Genomic DNA, 15776 nt, shown 5'->3' on the forward strand with positions numbered 1-15776 from the left:
GCGGTGCGGCGGTGCGGTCACGCCGCCCGGTCACAGCACCAAGTCTGGTGGCGGAGGGCGGCCCCCGCGCTGGTGCCCAGCGCAGTCTTCTGCTGGGGAAAACCCCACCCCCGAAGGTGCGGGACACCGCCCCCGAAGGTGTGGACCACCGCCCCCGCACCGCCCTCAGCGGCATAAAGCCAGGTTAAGTTCCGCCCCCGTACCGTCTCGTCCTCCGCCGGTACGAACCCTCCCCGAGCCGAACTACGGATCTCCCCCTAGGGGCTGTCCACCCGTCGGTGGAGTCCCTCTCGGGGACGCCTCCACCCTCGGGCGCACCCAGCGTCCACCCTCCCGCGACGTGAGGCTCAAGTGGGAGAGTGGCCACGGCAGATAGATGCAAGGGGAAGGAATCCTGTGGGCCAGGGGGACACCGAGATACCGGCCGTCACGGAGGACGGGCCCGCCGCGGCGCGGGCCGGGGCCCGCAGGCGCCGGGCCGTCGTCGCCTCGCTCATGCTCTGCATGGGTCTGGCCGCGCTCGACTCCACGATCGTGTCGACCGCCGTCCCGCAGATCGTCGGCGACCTCGGCGGCTTCTCCGTCTTCTCCTGGCTGTTCTCCGGCTATCTGCTCGCCGTGACCGTCACGCTGCCCGTCTACGGCAAGCTCTCCGACACCTTCGGCCGCAAGCCGGTCCTGATCGCCGGTTCGATCCTCTTCCTCCTGGGCTCCCTGCTCTGCGCGCTCGCCTGGAACATGGCCGCGCTGATCGCGTTCCGGATCGTCCAGGGCCTCGGTGGCGGCGCCCTCCAGGGGACGGTCCAGACCCTCGCCGCCGACCTCTACCCGCTCAAAGAACGGCCCAAGATCCAGGCGAAGTTGTCCACGGTGTGGGCGACCGCGGCGATCGCGGGGCCGGCGCTCGGCGGAGTGCTCGCCGCGTACGCCGACTGGCGCTGGATCTTCCTCATCAACCTGCCGCTCGGCGCGGTCGCCCTCTGGCTGCTGATCCGCCACCTCCACGAGCCCGAGCGGGCCGCCCCCGCGCGCCGCCCGCGCATCGACTGGGCGGGCGCGCTCACCGTCTTCGCCTGCGGCGGCGTACTCCTGACGGCCCTGGTGCAGGGCGGAGTGGCCTGGCCCTGGCTCTCGGCACCCTCGATTGCCTTGTTCTGTACGGGACTCGGCCTCATAGCCGTTCTCGTACTCGTCGAACGCCGGGCGGCCGAACCGATCATCCCCGGCTGGGTCTGGCGCCGCCGCACCATCGCCGCCGTGAACCTGGCGCTCGGCGCCCTGGGTCTGCTCATGGTCGCCCCGACGGTCTTCCTGCCCACGTACGCGCAGTCCGTGCTGGGCCTCGCCCCCATCGCCGCCGGATTCGTGCTCTCCGTCTGGACGTTGAGCTGGCCGGTGTCGGCGGCCCTCAGCCAGCACGTCTACCGGCGTATCGGTTTCCGCAACACGGCGATGCTCGGCATCGGCACAGCCACGCTGATCCTGTTCGCGTTCCCCTTCCTGCCCTACCCCGGCGAGGCCTGGCAGCCCACCGTGCTGATGCTCCTGCTCGGCGGGGCGCTCGGGCTCTTCCAGCTGCCGCTGCTCATCGGGGTCCAGTCGACCGTCGACTGGGCGGAGCGCGGTACGACCACCGCGTCCGTCCTCTTCTGCCGTCAGACCGGCCAGACGGTCGGCGCCGCCCTCTTCGGCGCGGTCGCCAACGGCGTACTGGCCTCCCGGCTGGGCGGCGCGGGCGACCTGGACTCGGTGACCACGTCCCTGGAGTCGGGCGCGCCGGCGGAACACGTACGCCGGGCACTCGCGGAGGCGGTCCACGCCGTCTACTTCGGCGCGGCCTGCGCCGCCGCGCTCGCCTTCCTGGTCCTGCTGTTCGTGGCCCCGCGCCGCTTCCCGGTACTGAAGAGCCCCGGGGACTGAGGGGCGTCACTTCTCCCGGTCGAACCAGGCCGTGGTCTCCGGCAGGAACAGCAGCACCAGCACGGGCACTCCCAGCGCGATACGCGGAGCGGCGTCCAGGAAATCCTCGGGCTCCGTGGCCCCGAAGGCCTGACCGGCCGCCCCCACGACGACGAACAGCATCACCACGAACGTCGTGAGCCGCGTGCCGTTGCGCGCACCACCTTCGTACGTCAGGGCGAGCAGCGCGCACACCCAGACCAGGAGCCACGGGCCCATCAGGTTGCCCATCCCGTAGTACGTCAGCCCCTCGGACCGCGCGAGCATGACGACCAGCCCTACGAACGCGAGTGCGAACAAGAGCAGTTGGGCCGCACGGACCTGAACGGGCAGCACGGATTCACGTACGCCACTCACCGGTTCCCCCCTGTTGAACTTGTCAAAAAGACGCCGCCGTACAAGTTAACGCGGGTAACACCCCAGGTCACAGAAGTAAGCGCATACCGACCAGCCAGTTTGGCGAAACCCTCGCTTTGCTTGCTACCTACGAGTAACGTGCGTCCCCGCTCACCCCCCGCTCCCTGCGGCCCACACCGGGCCCGAGCCACGCAAGGAGAACCGGGATGTCATACGACACGTCCCCGTCGTACCCCGTTCCACCGCACCAACCGCCACATCAGCCATACCAGTCACACCAGCAACCACACAGTTCATCCCAGTCCTATTCCACCTACCCCTGGGCGCCGCAGCAGCCGGAGCCCGGACCCGCGGGGCCGCCCCGCCCCCGGCACGCCCCGCTCGGACAGCACAGCGACATCCGTGTCCTGCGCTCCGCGTACCGCCTGCAGCGGCGCGTGGCGACCCTGGCGGCGCTCGGCTACTTCACCCTGTTCCTCGTGCTGTCGGCGTCCGCGCCCACGCTGATGGCGGGCGAGGTGACCGGCGGCCTGACCGTCGGCCTGCTCCTCGGCCTGCTCCAGGTCCCCGTCACCTGCGGGGCGATCGGACTGTACGAGTACACCGCCCGCGGGTCCGTCGACCCGATCGCCGAACGCCTCAGGAAGCAGGCCGATCTGGACACCAAGAGGGCGGAGGCGCACCGGTGACCGGCTTCAGCAGTTCCGCCCAGGCGATGTCCCTGGTGGCGTTCACCGTCGTGGCCACCATCACCCTGCTGCTCTGTGTGATGACCGGCCCCGACCGGGACGACCTCGACGAGTTCTACACCGGCTACGGCAGCCTCTCCCCGATGCGCAACGGCCTCGCCATCGCCGGTGACTACATCTCCGCCGCGACGGTCCTCGGCACCGGCGGCGTCATCGCGCTCTTCGGGTACGACGGCGTCGTACTCGCCCTGAGCACCGCCCTGTCCCTCATGCTCCTGATGTTCCTGCTGGCCGAACCCCTGCGGAACGCGGGCCGGTTCACCATGGGCGACGCCCTGGCACGGCGGATGCCGGGCCGGGCGGTACGGATCACGGCGTGCGCGGCGACCCTGACCGCGCTGCTCCCGCTGATGCTCGTCCAACTGGCGGGCACCGGCGACCTGCTGGCGTTCATCCTCGGCTTCTCCAACGAGGGGCTGAAGACGGGCTGCATCATCGGCCTCGGCCTCCTGATGATCAGCTACGCGGCGATCGGCGGCATGAAGGGCACCGCGCTGATCCAGATCCTGAAGATCGTGATGCTGCTCGGCTCCGGCGCCGTCGTCGCCCTGCTCATCCTGAACAGGTTCGACTGGAGCCTCGGCAACCTGTTCGACCAGGCGGCCCAGAACAGCGGGGCGGGATCCGCGTTCCTCAGCTCCGGCCTGCAGTTCTCGGCCGGGCCCAGCCCGCGCCTGGACATGATCACCTCGCAGCTGACGGTGGTGCTCGGCGGGGCCTGCCTGCCGCACATCACCATGCGCATGTACACGGCGGGCAGTGCCCGTCAGGTGCGCCGGTCGATGTCCTGGGCGGTGCCGGCCGTGGCCCTGTTCGTCCTCGTCATCACGGTCGTCGGCTTCGGCGCGACGGCCCTGATCGGGCGGGAGACGATCGCGGGCGCGGACCCGCAGGGCAACACGGCGTATCTGCTGGGCTCCCGGGCCGCGTTCGGGACGGACGTCTCCACCGCGGAGACGTTCCTCTTCACCACCGTCACCGCCGCGCTCTTCCTGACACTGCTCGCCTCCGTCGCCGGCATGATCCTCGCCTGCGCCAACTCCCTCGCCCATGACGTCTTCGCCCACCGCAAGGAGCAGCTCTCGCCGCGCCGCGAGATGACGCTGGCCCGGGCGTCCGCGGCGGCGGTCGGCATCCCGGCGATCGTGCTGGCCACCCTGGTCCAGCACCACAGCCTGCAGCCGCTGGTCACGCTGTCGTTCTGCCTGGGCGCCTCGGCCATCGCCCCCGCGCTGGTCTACAGCCTCTTCTGGCGCCGGTACACCAAGGCCGGGCTCCTGTGCACGCTCATCGGCGGCTCACTCGGCACGCTCATCCTGATGACCGGCACGAACCTCGTCTCCGGCTCCCCCATCTCCGCGTTCCCCGACCACGACTTCACCTGGTTCCCGTTCACCACGACCGGCCTCGTCTCCATCCCGCTGGGCTTCGCGCTCGGCTGGCTCGGCACGGTGGCCTCCGGCCGGCGGAAGGCGGAGGAACACCGGAAGCAGTACGAGGCCGTGGAGGGGTGGATCCTGGCGGGGGCCGTCCGCGAGGACTGAACGCCGCGCCGGGGCCTCCGGGTGCCGGGCACGCTGTGGGCCGGTGGGGGCTGAGCGCGCAGTTCCCACCGGCCCGCAGAGGGACTACTCCGCCGCCGCCCGACCCGTCAACGCCGCGAGGCTGCTGCGCACATGGTCCATATGCGCCTGCACCTCGTCCCACTCCTCGCCGTGTTCGCGCAGCACCCGTTCCGTCTCGCGGGCGACGCGCTCCTCCCGGACCCGGGCCTCGGCGAGGAGTTCGGCGGCGCGGGCGTCCGCGTCCTCCTGGAGGTGGCGGGTCGTCTCCCGCGCCTCGGCCAGGTCCCGCCCCGCTTCCGCAAGGCTCTCCTCGGCGCGCGCGACGAGATCCTCGTGGCGCGTGTCGAGGGCGGCCTCCCGCTCGGCGGCCTCGCGCCCGGCCCGTTCCCAGCGCTCGGCGTGCTCCTTCTCCTGCTCGGCCAGCAGGTTCTCGCCGCGCCGCCGCGTCTCGCGCAACGCCGCCAGCGACTCCCCGCGGCCCTCCTTCACCTCGCGCCGCGCGGAGATCCGCATCTCGTCGGCCTCGGCCTGCGCGGCGAGCAGCCGGTGCCGGGCCCGTTCGTCGGCCTCGCCCCGCACCTCGTCGGCGTCCGCCCGCGCGGCCTCGCCCACCCGTTCGGCCGCCGCCCGCGCCTCCTCCACGACCCGGCGCGCCTCGTCCAGCGCGTCCTGGCGCAGCGCCGCGGCCTCCTCCTCGCCCAGCTCGAAGAGCCGCCGGGCCCGGTCGCCGAGCGTCTCGTACGTCTGGGGGGCGAGCCCCGCCACGACCTCGCGCAGCCGCAGCGCCTCGCTCTCCATCTCCCTGGCCAGCACGGTCAGCCGCGCGGCCCGCTCCCAGGCGGCGTCACGCCCTTCCGAGAGCGCCGCGGCGTACGCGTCGACCTGTTCGGGGCGGTAACCACGCCCCCGTACGGCCTCGAAGCCCTGAGACGACACCGGTGAGCTGCTCATGCCGCACATCTTGGTGGATCAGACGGAAGTGTTCATAACGCGACACTCCGCGCATTCAGCCGACCGGATCCGGACACCTGAATCCAAACGAACCCGGACTGACCCAGAAGAATCCGAATGAACCCGGGGGAATCCGGACCGACGAGAGGGCCGGGCCCGGTCGGTCGACCGGGCCCGGCCCTCTCGCTCCGCTCCGCGTCAGTGCCGCGCCGTCAGAGCAGGCCGTCCCACATCTGCTCAAGCAGCACCGACCACCAGCTCTCCGGCGACCCGAGGGCCGCCGGGTCGGTCGCGGCCAACTGCGCCTGGAAATCGACGGTCCAGCGCCCCGCCTGCTCCTGGTTGAGCCCGAAGCGAAGACGCCACATCCGGCCCAGCAGCGCGAGGCTGCGCGCGAACTCGGGCAGCCCCGTGTTCACGAACTGCGGCGGTACGGGAGCACCGCCGGGACCCGATTCCACCGGCACGGCCACGATGTTCGCGGTGCCGTACTGGACACAGATCGCCTTGCCGAAGTCACTGCCCATGACGAGGTACGAGCCCGCGTCCGCGCTCGGCTGCACCCCGCGCTCCTGCGCCAGTTCGGCGAGCGTGGGCACCGGACGGCCCGGCTGGGCCTGCGCCCAGAAGAACGGGTTCATGTCCACGGGCAGCCCGGCCACCACCAGGGTGTGCGCCACGATCGGCGGTACGCCCTGCCGGGACACCGCCGCCTGGTCGAACCGGAACAGGCCGGGGCCGAACGCGGCGGCCAGCTCCTGCCCGATCGCCTCCGGCGGGATCGGCGGCGCGGACTGCACCGGCGGCAGCGGCGCCCGTACGGGTGCGGGCCGCGCCGGACCGTCGGCGACCTGGTGCAACTCGCCCTGATGGGCGAGCAGTTGCGCCATGCCCTGCTGACGGCTCGCGTGGTCGGTGCCGTACGAGGCGATGCTCGTGATCCGCGCCTGCGGCCAGCTCTCCCGGATCATCCGCGCGCAGTACGCGCCCGGCAGCTCACAGGACTCCAGTTCCGTGTGCAGTTCGAGGACCTGCTGCGGCGGCACGTTCATCGCGCGCAGCTCGTGCAGGATCTGCCACTCCGGGTGCGGGGTGCCCGGCGCGGACCGCCGGATCAGCTGCTGCTCGCTGCCGTCCTGGGCCCGGTAGCGCAACACCGCCTGGTAGCCGGGTCCGACCGTGGGCTGGGCGTGCTGCGGATAGCCGTAGGCCGGCGGCTGCTGACCGGGCATCGGCTGCCCCGGGAAGGGCGGCTGTCCCTGCTGGCCGGGGAAGGGCGGCCGGCCGCCCATGTGCGGTGCGGGCGGCGGCATCCCGGGGGCCCCGGGAGGCGTTCCGGGCGGGCCGGGGGCGGGCGGCGGCGGAGCCGTACCCGGACCACCGACCGCGGGACCGGCCAGCATGGTGGCGGCATGGTGCACACCACCGGGCGGCGTACCCCCCGGAGTACCGGACCCACCGGGAGCACCGGGAGCTCCAGGAGCACCCGGGGCGCCGGGCGCACCAGGGGGCTGCGGAGCGCCGGGGCCGCCGACCGCAGGACCGGCGAGCATGGTCGCCGCATGGTGGACACCACCGGCGGGCGCACCACCGGGAGCACCAGGGGTGCCAGGAGCACCGGGAGGCTGGGGAGCGCCAGGACCAGCCGCCCCACCGGCTCCACCCGGCGCGCCGGGCCGGCCCGGCGTCTCCGGCCCGTCGGGGCCGAGCTGCGAGACGAACTGCGTCGGTACGTATCCGGCGGCGGGGGCGCCCGGAGCACCGGGGCCGGACGCCGGAGCGGGACCACCCGGAGCCGGACCGCCCGGCCGCGCACCCGGCGTACCGGGCGCCCCGGGAGGCGGCGGTGTACCGGGCGCACCCGCACCCCGCGCGCCACGCGGCGGAGCCTGCGCCTTGCTGGTCGCCGCGTCCGCGATGTCACCGGCGTTGGGCGGCAGCGGCCGGCCGGGCGCACCCGAGGCGGGCGGCTGCGGCGCGGCGGGGGCGGGCGGCTGCGGAGCACCCTGCGGATAGCCGTACGACGGCGCGCCCGGCGGAGGCGTCCCGGGGCCGGCGTTCTGCGGATGGCCGTACGAGGAGGGCGCGGCCGGTGCCGCACCGGGCGCACCCGGACCCTGTGGGGACGCGGGCGGCGCCGGCTCGCTCAGCGCGGGCGCGACACTCGTCCGCGGCAACTGGCTGCCGCCCGAGATCAGCTTGGTCCTGGCCTCGGGCTCCGTCCCGGGCGGGGGCGGCGGTGTGGCACCGGGCCCGACATCCCGTATCTGCGGCGCGTACACCGTCGCGGGCAGGGGCACGGAACGGTCGTCCCCCGCCTCGGCGTTGGTGTCGGTACCGGCCCACGGAGTCGCGTCGGCGGGCACGGCGGCGCCACCGGGCGCGCTCCCGCCCGCGGCGGGCCACGCCGTACCCCCACCAGGGGCGCCGGGCGCCGGCGAACCGGCGGGCGGCCCCGGCAGAGTCTCGGGCAGCGAACCCCCGGGGCTCCCGGAACCGCCGTGGGCGGCGGGGGCGGCAGGGACCGCGTCGGCCGGCGGAACCGCGTCGACCGGGGAAGCTGCACCCGCCGAAGGAACCGCGTCGCTGACCGCGGCGGCGGGGCGGGACCCGGCACCGTCCGACGGCCGGCCCGGAGCCCCGCCGGACGTGCTGTCCCGGCGGTCCGGGATCCCCATCCGGTCCGCCGCCTCCTGCAGCCACTCCGGCGGAGTGAGCAGGAACGACGTCTGGTTGAGATCGACGCGCGCGGGAGGCGGCGGAGGCGCGTCGTCCACCGCGTCGACGAGCCCGTACTCCTCCTCGTACCGGCGGATCACCTCGCCCACCGGCAGCGAGGGCCACAGCGTGGCCTCCCCGCTGTCGCGCGCGATGACGAGCCGCTGGGCACCGCCGTCGGACCGCGGACCGTCGGCCCGGTCCTCCGCCCACACCACGAAGCCGAGTTCGAACTCCCGGACCCGCACCTCACGGTGCTGATAACCGGGCACGTCCCCGTTGATCCACTCTTCCGCGCGCTCCTGCGCCTGCGCGAAGGTCACCATCGGACGCTCACTCCCCCACCGAAGACACGGCGGACACCGGCACCGCCCGCGCGAAACCGCCGTCCACCATCAGGTTCGCCACCGTCTCCAGCTCGGGCGGATTGCCCGCGAGCCGGGACAGGAACTGATCGAAGTCGTCACCACAGGGCAGCAGCAGCCGCTGTACGCGCTCGGCGGGCGGCCACTCGTCCTGGTCACGGGCGTCGTCGAACGCGCAGAACCACACCGAGCCGATGCGGTCGCCCTTCACCTTCACCGCGAGCAACCCGCCCTGCACGAACCCGACGCCCAGGTAGTCCTTGGTGAGATGGTCCCGCAGGCACTTGTTGACATAGACGAGGTCGTTGACGGCCGCCTCGTCCCGCACGGTGAAGAACGGCTGGTCGACCAGCAGCCCCAACTCCGCGTCCAGCGCGGCCCCGAGCGGCGCACACCCGCCGGCGGCCTTCAGGAAGGACCGGTACGCCCCGGGCAGCCGGTACCCGAGATCCTCCTCGACCCCCTGCACCTGCTGCTCGGTCACGGCGACCGACGCCTTCGGCAGTACGAAGTGCGCGGGCCTGGTCTCCTGCAACGGCCGCGTGCCCCGCTTGTCCTGGTCGACCACCGCGGTGGCGAGACCGCCGTGATGCCGCAGCAACGCCTTCACCTCGACCGGCACCAGCTCCAGCCGGCGCGAGCGCGGCACGTGGTGCCACGTCCAGCCGTGCGGGGTCGCCACCGCCGGGATGGTGTCCCACAGATCATGTCCGGAAGCCGCCATGGCGGCGTTCGCCGACACGTAGTCCGTCAGCCGCAGCTCGTCGACGCCGAACCCCTCGGGCGGCTCGGCGATCTCGGCGGCCGCACGCGCATAGAACGAGAAGTCGGGATAGCCGCCCTCGTCCACGCGTACCCCTCTCGGGTGACGTGCCGCCCGAACCGGATCCGGGAAGTGCACGACCTGCCCGGCATAGGCCGCGTTCGGCGGCGCGGCTTGTTGCCCGAGCCGACCTGTCGTCATGGCGGTTGCCCCCTGCGGCGTAATGAAGGATCGCGGATGTCGACAGCCTATGCGGTGGAACGACACCGGTCACCGGGCCTCCTGTTCCATACCGGCCAAGGGTCCTCCGGTTCCGTGACCTGCCGTCATCGAGCCGTGACGGTACGACGAAGACCGCGCGTGTCGCACCGCCCCAGCTTCCGCACGGGCCACGGAGTTTGGCACTCTGTCGGAGCACCGGGGGATGCAGTAAGGGGAGGAAACAGGACGATGAGCGCGACACAGACAGGTACGTCCGGAGATCCGCGGGTCGGCTGGAGCAGCACCGAGGTGCCCGCCGCCCCGGTCCTCCTCCACCGCCGCGACGGCATACTCCCGACCATCGCCGCCGCCCTCTCCGTACGGGGCGCGACCCTCACCGGCACAGCGGGCCGCGGCGACCAGCCGCCGCCCCTGCACCCCCTCGTGCGGGACTTCCTCGACACGCTCACCAGCGGCCAGCGCGACCGCTTCACCGGCCGCTGCGCCGAGGCGATCCTCATCTCCCGCCACCTCGCCGCGGCCGACACCGCCCGCTCCAAACGGGCCACACGGAAACCCATGACCAACGGCGAGGCCAGGAAATCCCTCAAGCAGGCCAAACTCACCGCCCGCCGCATCCGCGAGGACGGCGACCCGCTGCACGGCAGCTTCGCGCCGCCCTGCCGCGCCTGCACCGCACTCAGCGCCCACTTCGGCGTACGCATCGTCGACCCGACCGCACCGGAGAACTGACAGGGACCTCCCACCCGCACGAAGGCGCCACCGACGCCACCAGAAGCCGCCGGCCGGGAATCCGCACGGCGGCTCAGACCGATCGCGAAGGGCAGATGCACACCGACCGCACCGCCACCTCCACCACCCGCTTCTCCGTCCAGGTCGACGCCTCGCTGCGCGACGCCGGATGGCAACCGGGCCGCTGGGACATAAAGCAGGCCGAGTTCTGGGCCGACGCCCTGCGCGGCCACGAGTCCCCCGCAGGGCACCGCCACGCCGTGTTCCCGGCGGCGGTGGAGGCATGGGCGGAGTTCGGCGGGCTCCACATCAGCACGGCCGAGGCCGGCCGGCAGATCGCCTCGTCCCCGCTGCACCTGGACCCCCTGCACGGCCTCCACATGGCCCGTACCCTCGCCGACCTCGGCAGGGCCCTGGACACCGAAGTCGCCCCCCTCGGCGAGGAGACCGACAGCCGGGCCCTGCTCGCCATCGACACGGAGGGCCGCGTCTACACCCTGGACCACACCGGCGACTGGTACCTCGGCCCGGACATCGACCAAGCCCTGGCGACCCTCATCGCGGGCCGGGAGCCGGTACGCCTGACAGCGGGCTGAGCCGGCCGGACCGATCGATCCGGCTGAGCCGACAGCGCCGGGCCGCCGACACCGGCGCCGTCACGGGCACAGGTACCGACGCCGTCACGGGCACGGGTGCCGAGGCCGTCACGGTCGCCGACAGCGATGTCATGGCAGGCACCGGCACCGTGAACGCCGGCTCATCCCCCGGCCGGGATGACCGCCGACACCCGGAACCCGCCCGCGTCCGTCGGCCCGGACACGAACACCCCGCCGAGGCCGACGACCCGCTCCTTCATCCCCAGCAGGCCGTTCCCCCCACTGGGCAGCCTGGCGTCGGACGCGGCACCCGGCTCGGGCGGCGGCCCGTTCTCCACCTGCATCGCGATCTCGGCCCCCCGGTGTGCCAGCCGCACCCGGGTCTTCGCCCCCGCAGCGTGCTTGTGGACGTTCGTCAACGCCTCCTGCACCACGCGGTAGGCGGTCTGCTCCACCATCGCCGCGTACACCCGCGCCTCCCCCTCCACGGAGAGGTCGACGACCATCCCCGCGGCGGCGGACTGCCCCACCAGCTCGTCGAGGTCGTCCAGGCAGGGGCCGTCCCCCGCCTCCTCGTCGGCGGCCCGGGACGCGGCGGCAGCGGCGGCGGCAGCCGCACCCACCGCCGCCAGCGGTACGGACTGCACCGGAGCGGACCCGTACCCCACCCCCCGCGCCGACCCGTCACCCGTACGCAGAACCCCCAGCATCTCCCGCAGCTCGGTCAGCGCCTGCCGTCCCATGTCGCCCACCAGCGACGCGTTCTTCACGGCCTTCTCGGGATCCTTGCGGGCCACCGCCTGCAACGCGGCGGCGTGCACGACCATCAGACTCACCCGGTGCGCGACCACGTCGTGCATCTCCCGGGCGATCCGGGTCCGCTCCTCGTTGCGCGCCCACTCCGCCCGCTCCTCGGCCCGCTCCGCCAGCAGCTGCAACTCCCGCTCCAGGGAGTCGGCCCGCTCCCGCAGGCTCTCCATCAGCCGGCGCCTGGCTCCCACGTACAGGCCGAGCAGCACCGGCGGGGCCGTCATCCCGAGCGAGGTCGTGATCGACACGAAGGGCACGAACCAGTCCCCCAGCGTCACATCCCCCTGCACCATCCCCTGGTGCGCCCGCACATAGGTGACGATGAGCATCCCCACCATCGACATCCCGGCCAGCGCCCCGATGATCCGCCTCGGCAGCTCGGACGCCGCCAGCGTGTACAGCCCGACGAGTCCCATGAGGAACCCCATCTGGGCCGGCGTGATGGCGATGGACACCAGCACGACGGCGATCGGCCACCGCCGCCGGAAGAGCAGTACGGACCCGGCGGCGGCCCCGAAGAGCATCGCCACGGGCACCGGCACCCCCGCCGCCCCCGCGAACGGAAATCCCTCTATCGCGCACTCCACCGACGACACCAGCGCGAGGCTCCCGTCGAGCACCGCGCTGCGCCACCTCGCCCACCACCACGGCCCCGTCAAGGCCTCGGTGTGGTCTTCCCCCGTCGTGGTCATGACTCCAGCCTACGGTCGCGCGCCGCCCCTTTTCCGGTGAGTTTCCGGGACTGGCCTACACCACTCCCCGTAATCGAACAGAAGCGAAACGGCCCGTTATCCCTCGAACTGCTGAATCGCTGACCGTTCGACACCGGACCTCCACATTCCGCCGACCCGGGACGCCACCCGGACGCCACTCGGGACGCCTCCCGGGGAGGCCCCGTGATCCAAGTCCTTCGGAGTGCCGATCTGTACCGTCGCGTCGAAGGGGCTCGGTGCGGCATAGTGTTGGGTGCCAACTCGACGGCCGACCGAATGTCCGGCTTTATTCGGGTTCCATCCCCCGTGGTGTAATTGGCAGCACTGTGGCTTTTGGTGCCATCTGTCCGGGTTCAAGTCCTGGCGGGGGAGCCCTCCACGTCCGGGCCCTGACAGCGCTGTCAGGGCCCGCTCCCATGTCGCTCCTGAAACGCCCCGGTATCCTGCGGATGTCCGCACCCCAGACACCAGTAGCCGAAGGGCATATCCGTGAGCGCCAACCTTCCCCAAGCTCTCGGCTCCGGAGCAGGGGAGACCCCACCCGCAGCCGTCGTCGTTCTCGCAGCGGGTGAGGGCACCCGTATGAAGTCGGCCACACCCAAGGTCCTGCACGATCTCTGCGGCCGTTCCCTCGTCGGCCATGTGCTCGCCGCCGCGGGCGAGTTGGATCCCGAGAACCTGGTCGTCGTCGTGGGTCACGCCCGCGAGAAGGTCACCGCGCACCTCGCCGGAACCGCTCCGGGTGTCAGGACCGCCGTGCAGGCCGAGCAGAACGGCACGGGGCACGCCGTGCGGATGGGCCTGGAGGAGCTGGGCGGCGTCGTCGACGGCACCGTCGTGGTCGTCTGCGGCGACACCCCCCTCCTCACCGGCGAGACCCTCCGGAAGCTCGCCGCGACGCACACCGGCGACGGCAACGCGGTCACCGTGCTGACCGCCGAGGTGCCGGACGCCACCGGCTACGGCCGCATCGTCCGGGACAGCGCCTCGGGCGCCGTGACGGCGATCGTCGAGCACAAGGACGCCTCCGACTCCCAGCGCGCGATCCGTGAGATCAACTCCGGCGTCTTCGCGTTCGACGGACAGCTCCTCACGGACGCCCTCGGCAAGGTCCGCACCGACAACAGCCAGGGCGAGGAGTACCTGACCGACGTCCTCGGCATCCTCCGGGAGGCCGGGCACCGCGTCGGCGCCGCCGTGGCGGGCGACCACCGCGAGATCGCCGGCATCAACAACCGGGTGCAGCTCGCGGAAGCGCGCCGCATCCTCAACGACCGCCTGCTGCGGGACGCGATGCTCGCCGGTGTGAGCGTCATCGACCCGGCCTCGACCTGGATCGACGTCACGGTCACCTTCGAGCAGGACGCGATCGTGCACCCGGGCACCCAGCTCCAGGGCGCCACCCACCTGGGCGAGGGCGCCGAGGTGGGCCCCAACTCCCGCCTGAGCGACACCACGGTGGGCGCGGGCGCGCGGGTCGACAACACGGTCGCGAACGGCGCGGAGATCGGCCCCCAGGCGAACGTGGGCCCCTACGCGTATCTCCGTCCCGGCACCCGCCTCGGCCTGAAGGTCAAGGTGGGTACGTACGTGGAGACGAAGAACGCCTCGATCGGCGAGGGCACCAAGGTCCCGCACCTGTCGTACGTGGGCGACGCGACCATCGGCGAGTACACGAACATCGGCGCCGCGAGCGTCTTCGTGAACTACGACGGCGAGGCCAAGCACCACACGACCGTGGGGTCGCACTGCAAGACGGGTGCGGACAACATGTTTGTGGCTCCCGTCACCATCGGGGACGGCGCGTACACCGCGGCCGGCTCCGTGATCACGAAGGACGTACCGCCCGGTTCACTGGCCGTGGCCCGTGGCCAGCAAAGGAATATCGAGGGCTGGGTGGCCCGCAAGCGTCCCGGCGGCGCGGCCGCGAAGGCCGCGGAGGCGACATCCCGGGAGGCCGGCGGCGAAAGCTGACCGGAAAAGGTCGGGTCTGACTCGGCGTACCGTGATAGATGCACACACCCGCACATCCAGCTGAGACCGCAACTGAGAACTCAACTCATCTCGACATCCAGCTGAGACACCTCTGAGGAGACAGTGCTGTGACCGGGATCAAGACGACCGGCGAGAAGAAGATGATGTTCTTCTCCGGCCGCGCCCACCCCGAGCTTGCCGAGGAGGTCGCCCACCAGCTGGGTGTCGGGGTCGTTCCGACGAAGGCCTTCGACTTCGCCAACGGTGAGATCTACGTCCGCTACGAGGAGTCGGCCCGCGGCGCCGACTGCTTCCTGATCCAGAGCCACACGGCTCCGATCAACAAATGGATCATGGAACAGCTGATCATGATCGACGCTCTGAAGCGGGCCTCCGCCCGGAGCATCACGGTGATCATGCCGTTCTACGGTTACGCGCGTCAGGACAAGAAGCACCGTGGGCGTGAACCGATCTCGGCGCGCCTGATCGCCGACATGCTGCAGACGGCGGGCGCAGACCGCCTCCTGACGGTCGATCTGCACACCGACCAGATCCAGGGCTTCTTCGACGGCCCCGTGGATCATCTGTTCGCCCTCCCGCTGCTCGCGGACTACGTGGGCCACAAGGTGGACCGCTCGAAGCTCACGGTCGTGTCCCCGGACGCCGGCCGCGTGCGGGTGGCCGACCGCTGGTGCGACCGCCTCGGCGCGCCGCTGGCGATCGTCCACAAGCGCCGCGACAAGGACGTCGCGAACCAGGTGACCGTGCACGAGGTCGTGGGTGACGTCGAGGGCCGGGTCTGTGTCCTGGTCGACGACATGATCGACACCGGTGGCACGATCTGCGCCGCGGCGGACGCGCTGTTCGCGCACGGCGCGGAGGACGTCATCGTGACGGCGACGCACGGTGTGCTGTCGGGTCCGGCGGCGGACCGTCTGAAGAACTCGAAGGTCAGCGAGTTCGTCTTCACGGACACCCTGCCCACTCCGGGCGAGCTGGAGCTCGACAAGATCACGGTCCTGTCGATCGCGCCGACGATCGCGAACGCGGTCCGTGAGGTCTTCGAGGACGGTTCCGTGACCAGCCTCTTCGACGAGTAGCACGCGTAACGGATCCCGCGGCTCCGCACCGGGGCCCGCGTAGATCGATTTCTTGTACGGCCTCCCCGCCGCGTAAGCTGTCACAGTTGCTCGGCGAGGGAGGCCGCACTCTTTGGTGCGGCGGTCCGTTATCGACGCGCTCTTCGTAGCAGGCCGATGGTTCGGCCGGGTGACTCTCTTTCCCTGGCTTCCCTGTTCTACG

General features: G+C 72.0%; 12 protein-coding genes and 1 tRNA gene. 8 read left to right on the plus strand and 5 right to left on the minus strand.

Annotation, left to right across the window (positions count from 1 at the left end; translation table 11 throughout):
* The first annotated feature begins 396 nt into the window (after positions 1-396).
* Positions 397-1920 carry an MFS transporter gene (locus OHS59_RS18710; protein WP_443061466.1) on the plus strand — a complete coding sequence of 508 codons (1524 nt, stop codon included), beginning with the start codon at positions 397-399 and terminating at the stop codon, positions 1918-1920.
* A 6-nt stretch (positions 1921-1926) separates the two neighbouring features.
* Here OHS59_RS18710 and OHS59_RS18715 read toward each other — a convergent pair whose 3' ends face one another.
* Positions 1927-2316: a hypothetical protein gene (locus OHS59_RS18715; protein WP_328494550.1), complete on the minus strand. Its 390-nt coding sequence runs from the start codon at positions 2314-2316 to the stop codon at positions 1927-1929.
* A 206-nt stretch (positions 2317-2522) separates the two neighbouring features.
* Here OHS59_RS18715 and OHS59_RS18720 point away from each other — a divergent pair, with 206 nt between their 5' ends.
* A complete protein-coding gene (locus OHS59_RS18720) occupies positions 2523-3005 on the plus strand; it encodes a DUF485 domain-containing protein (RefSeq protein WP_328494551.1) in 483 nt (160 codons plus the stop codon).
* Positions 3006-3031: 26 nt separating this feature from the next.
* Complete coding sequence (locus tag OHS59_RS18725) at positions 3032-4609, plus strand: sodium/solute symporter (RefSeq protein ID WP_328499267.1); 1578 nt, start codon at positions 3032-3034, stop codon at positions 4607-4609.
* An 84-nt stretch (positions 4610-4693) separates the two neighbouring features.
* On the opposite strand, the gene OHS59_RS18730 is transcribed toward OHS59_RS18725, so the two are convergent.
* From OHS59_RS18730 to OHS59_RS18740, 3 genes are all read right to left on the minus strand, one after another.
* A complete protein-coding gene (locus OHS59_RS18730; RefSeq protein ID WP_328494552.1) occupies positions 4694-5581 on the minus strand; it encodes a cellulose-binding protein in 888 nt (295 codons plus the stop codon).
* Between the two features lie 212 nt (positions 5582-5793).
* Positions 5794-8625 (minus strand): SUKH-4 family immunity protein, encoded by a 2832-nt coding sequence (locus OHS59_RS18735; protein ID WP_328494553.1) that lies wholly within the window; start codon positions 8623-8625, stop codon positions 5794-5796.
* A gap of 7 nt (positions 8626-8632) precedes the next feature.
* On the minus strand, positions 8633-9628 hold the full coding sequence (locus tag OHS59_RS18740; RefSeq protein ID WP_328494554.1) for an SMI1/KNR4 family protein: 996 nt from the start codon (positions 9626-9628) through the stop codon (positions 8633-8635).
* A 249-nt stretch (positions 9629-9877) separates the two neighbouring features.
* Between OHS59_RS18740 and OHS59_RS18745 the strand changes: the two genes are divergently transcribed.
* The gene (locus OHS59_RS18745; RefSeq protein WP_328494555.1) at positions 9878-10381 is read left to right on the plus strand and encodes a YwqJ-related putative deaminase; all 504 of its coding nucleotides are present in this window, start codon (positions 9878-9880) and stop codon (positions 10379-10381) included.
* A gap of 95 nt (positions 10382-10476) precedes the next feature.
* A complete protein-coding gene (locus tag OHS59_RS18750; protein ID WP_328494556.1) occupies positions 10477-10977 on the plus strand; it encodes an SUKH-3 domain-containing protein in 501 nt (166 codons plus the stop codon).
* 161 nt (positions 10978-11138) lie between these two features.
* Here the strand turns inward: OHS59_RS18750 and OHS59_RS18755 are convergent, their stop codons facing one another.
* Positions 11139-12479, minus strand: a complete 1341-nt coding sequence (locus OHS59_RS18755; protein ID WP_328494557.1) for a sensor histidine kinase — start codon at positions 12477-12479, stop codon at positions 11139-11141.
* A gap of 321 nt (positions 12480-12800) precedes the next feature.
* Here OHS59_RS18755 and OHS59_RS18760 point away from each other — a divergent pair.
* From OHS59_RS18760 to OHS59_RS18770, 3 genes are all read left to right on the plus strand, one after another.
* Positions 12801-12872, plus strand: a tRNA-Gln gene (locus tag OHS59_RS18760).
* A gap of 117 nt (positions 12873-12989) precedes the next feature.
* Positions 12990-14474, plus strand: coding sequence for a bifunctional UDP-N-acetylglucosamine diphosphorylase/glucosamine-1-phosphate N-acetyltransferase GlmU (gene glmU / locus OHS59_RS18765; protein ID WP_328494558.1), 1485 nt, complete (start codon positions 12990-12992; stop codon positions 14472-14474).
* Positions 14475-14602: 128 nt separating this feature from the next.
* Positions 14603-15574, plus strand: a complete 972-nt coding sequence (locus OHS59_RS18770; RefSeq protein WP_328494559.1) for a ribose-phosphate diphosphokinase — start codon at positions 14603-14605, stop codon at positions 15572-15574.
* The last annotated feature ends 202 nt before the right edge of the window (positions 15575-15776 follow it).

The sequence above is a fragment of the Streptomyces sp. NBC_00414 genome, assembly GCF_036038375.1.
Classification (GTDB): Bacteria; Actinomycetota; Actinomycetes; order Streptomycetales; family Streptomycetaceae; genus Streptomyces.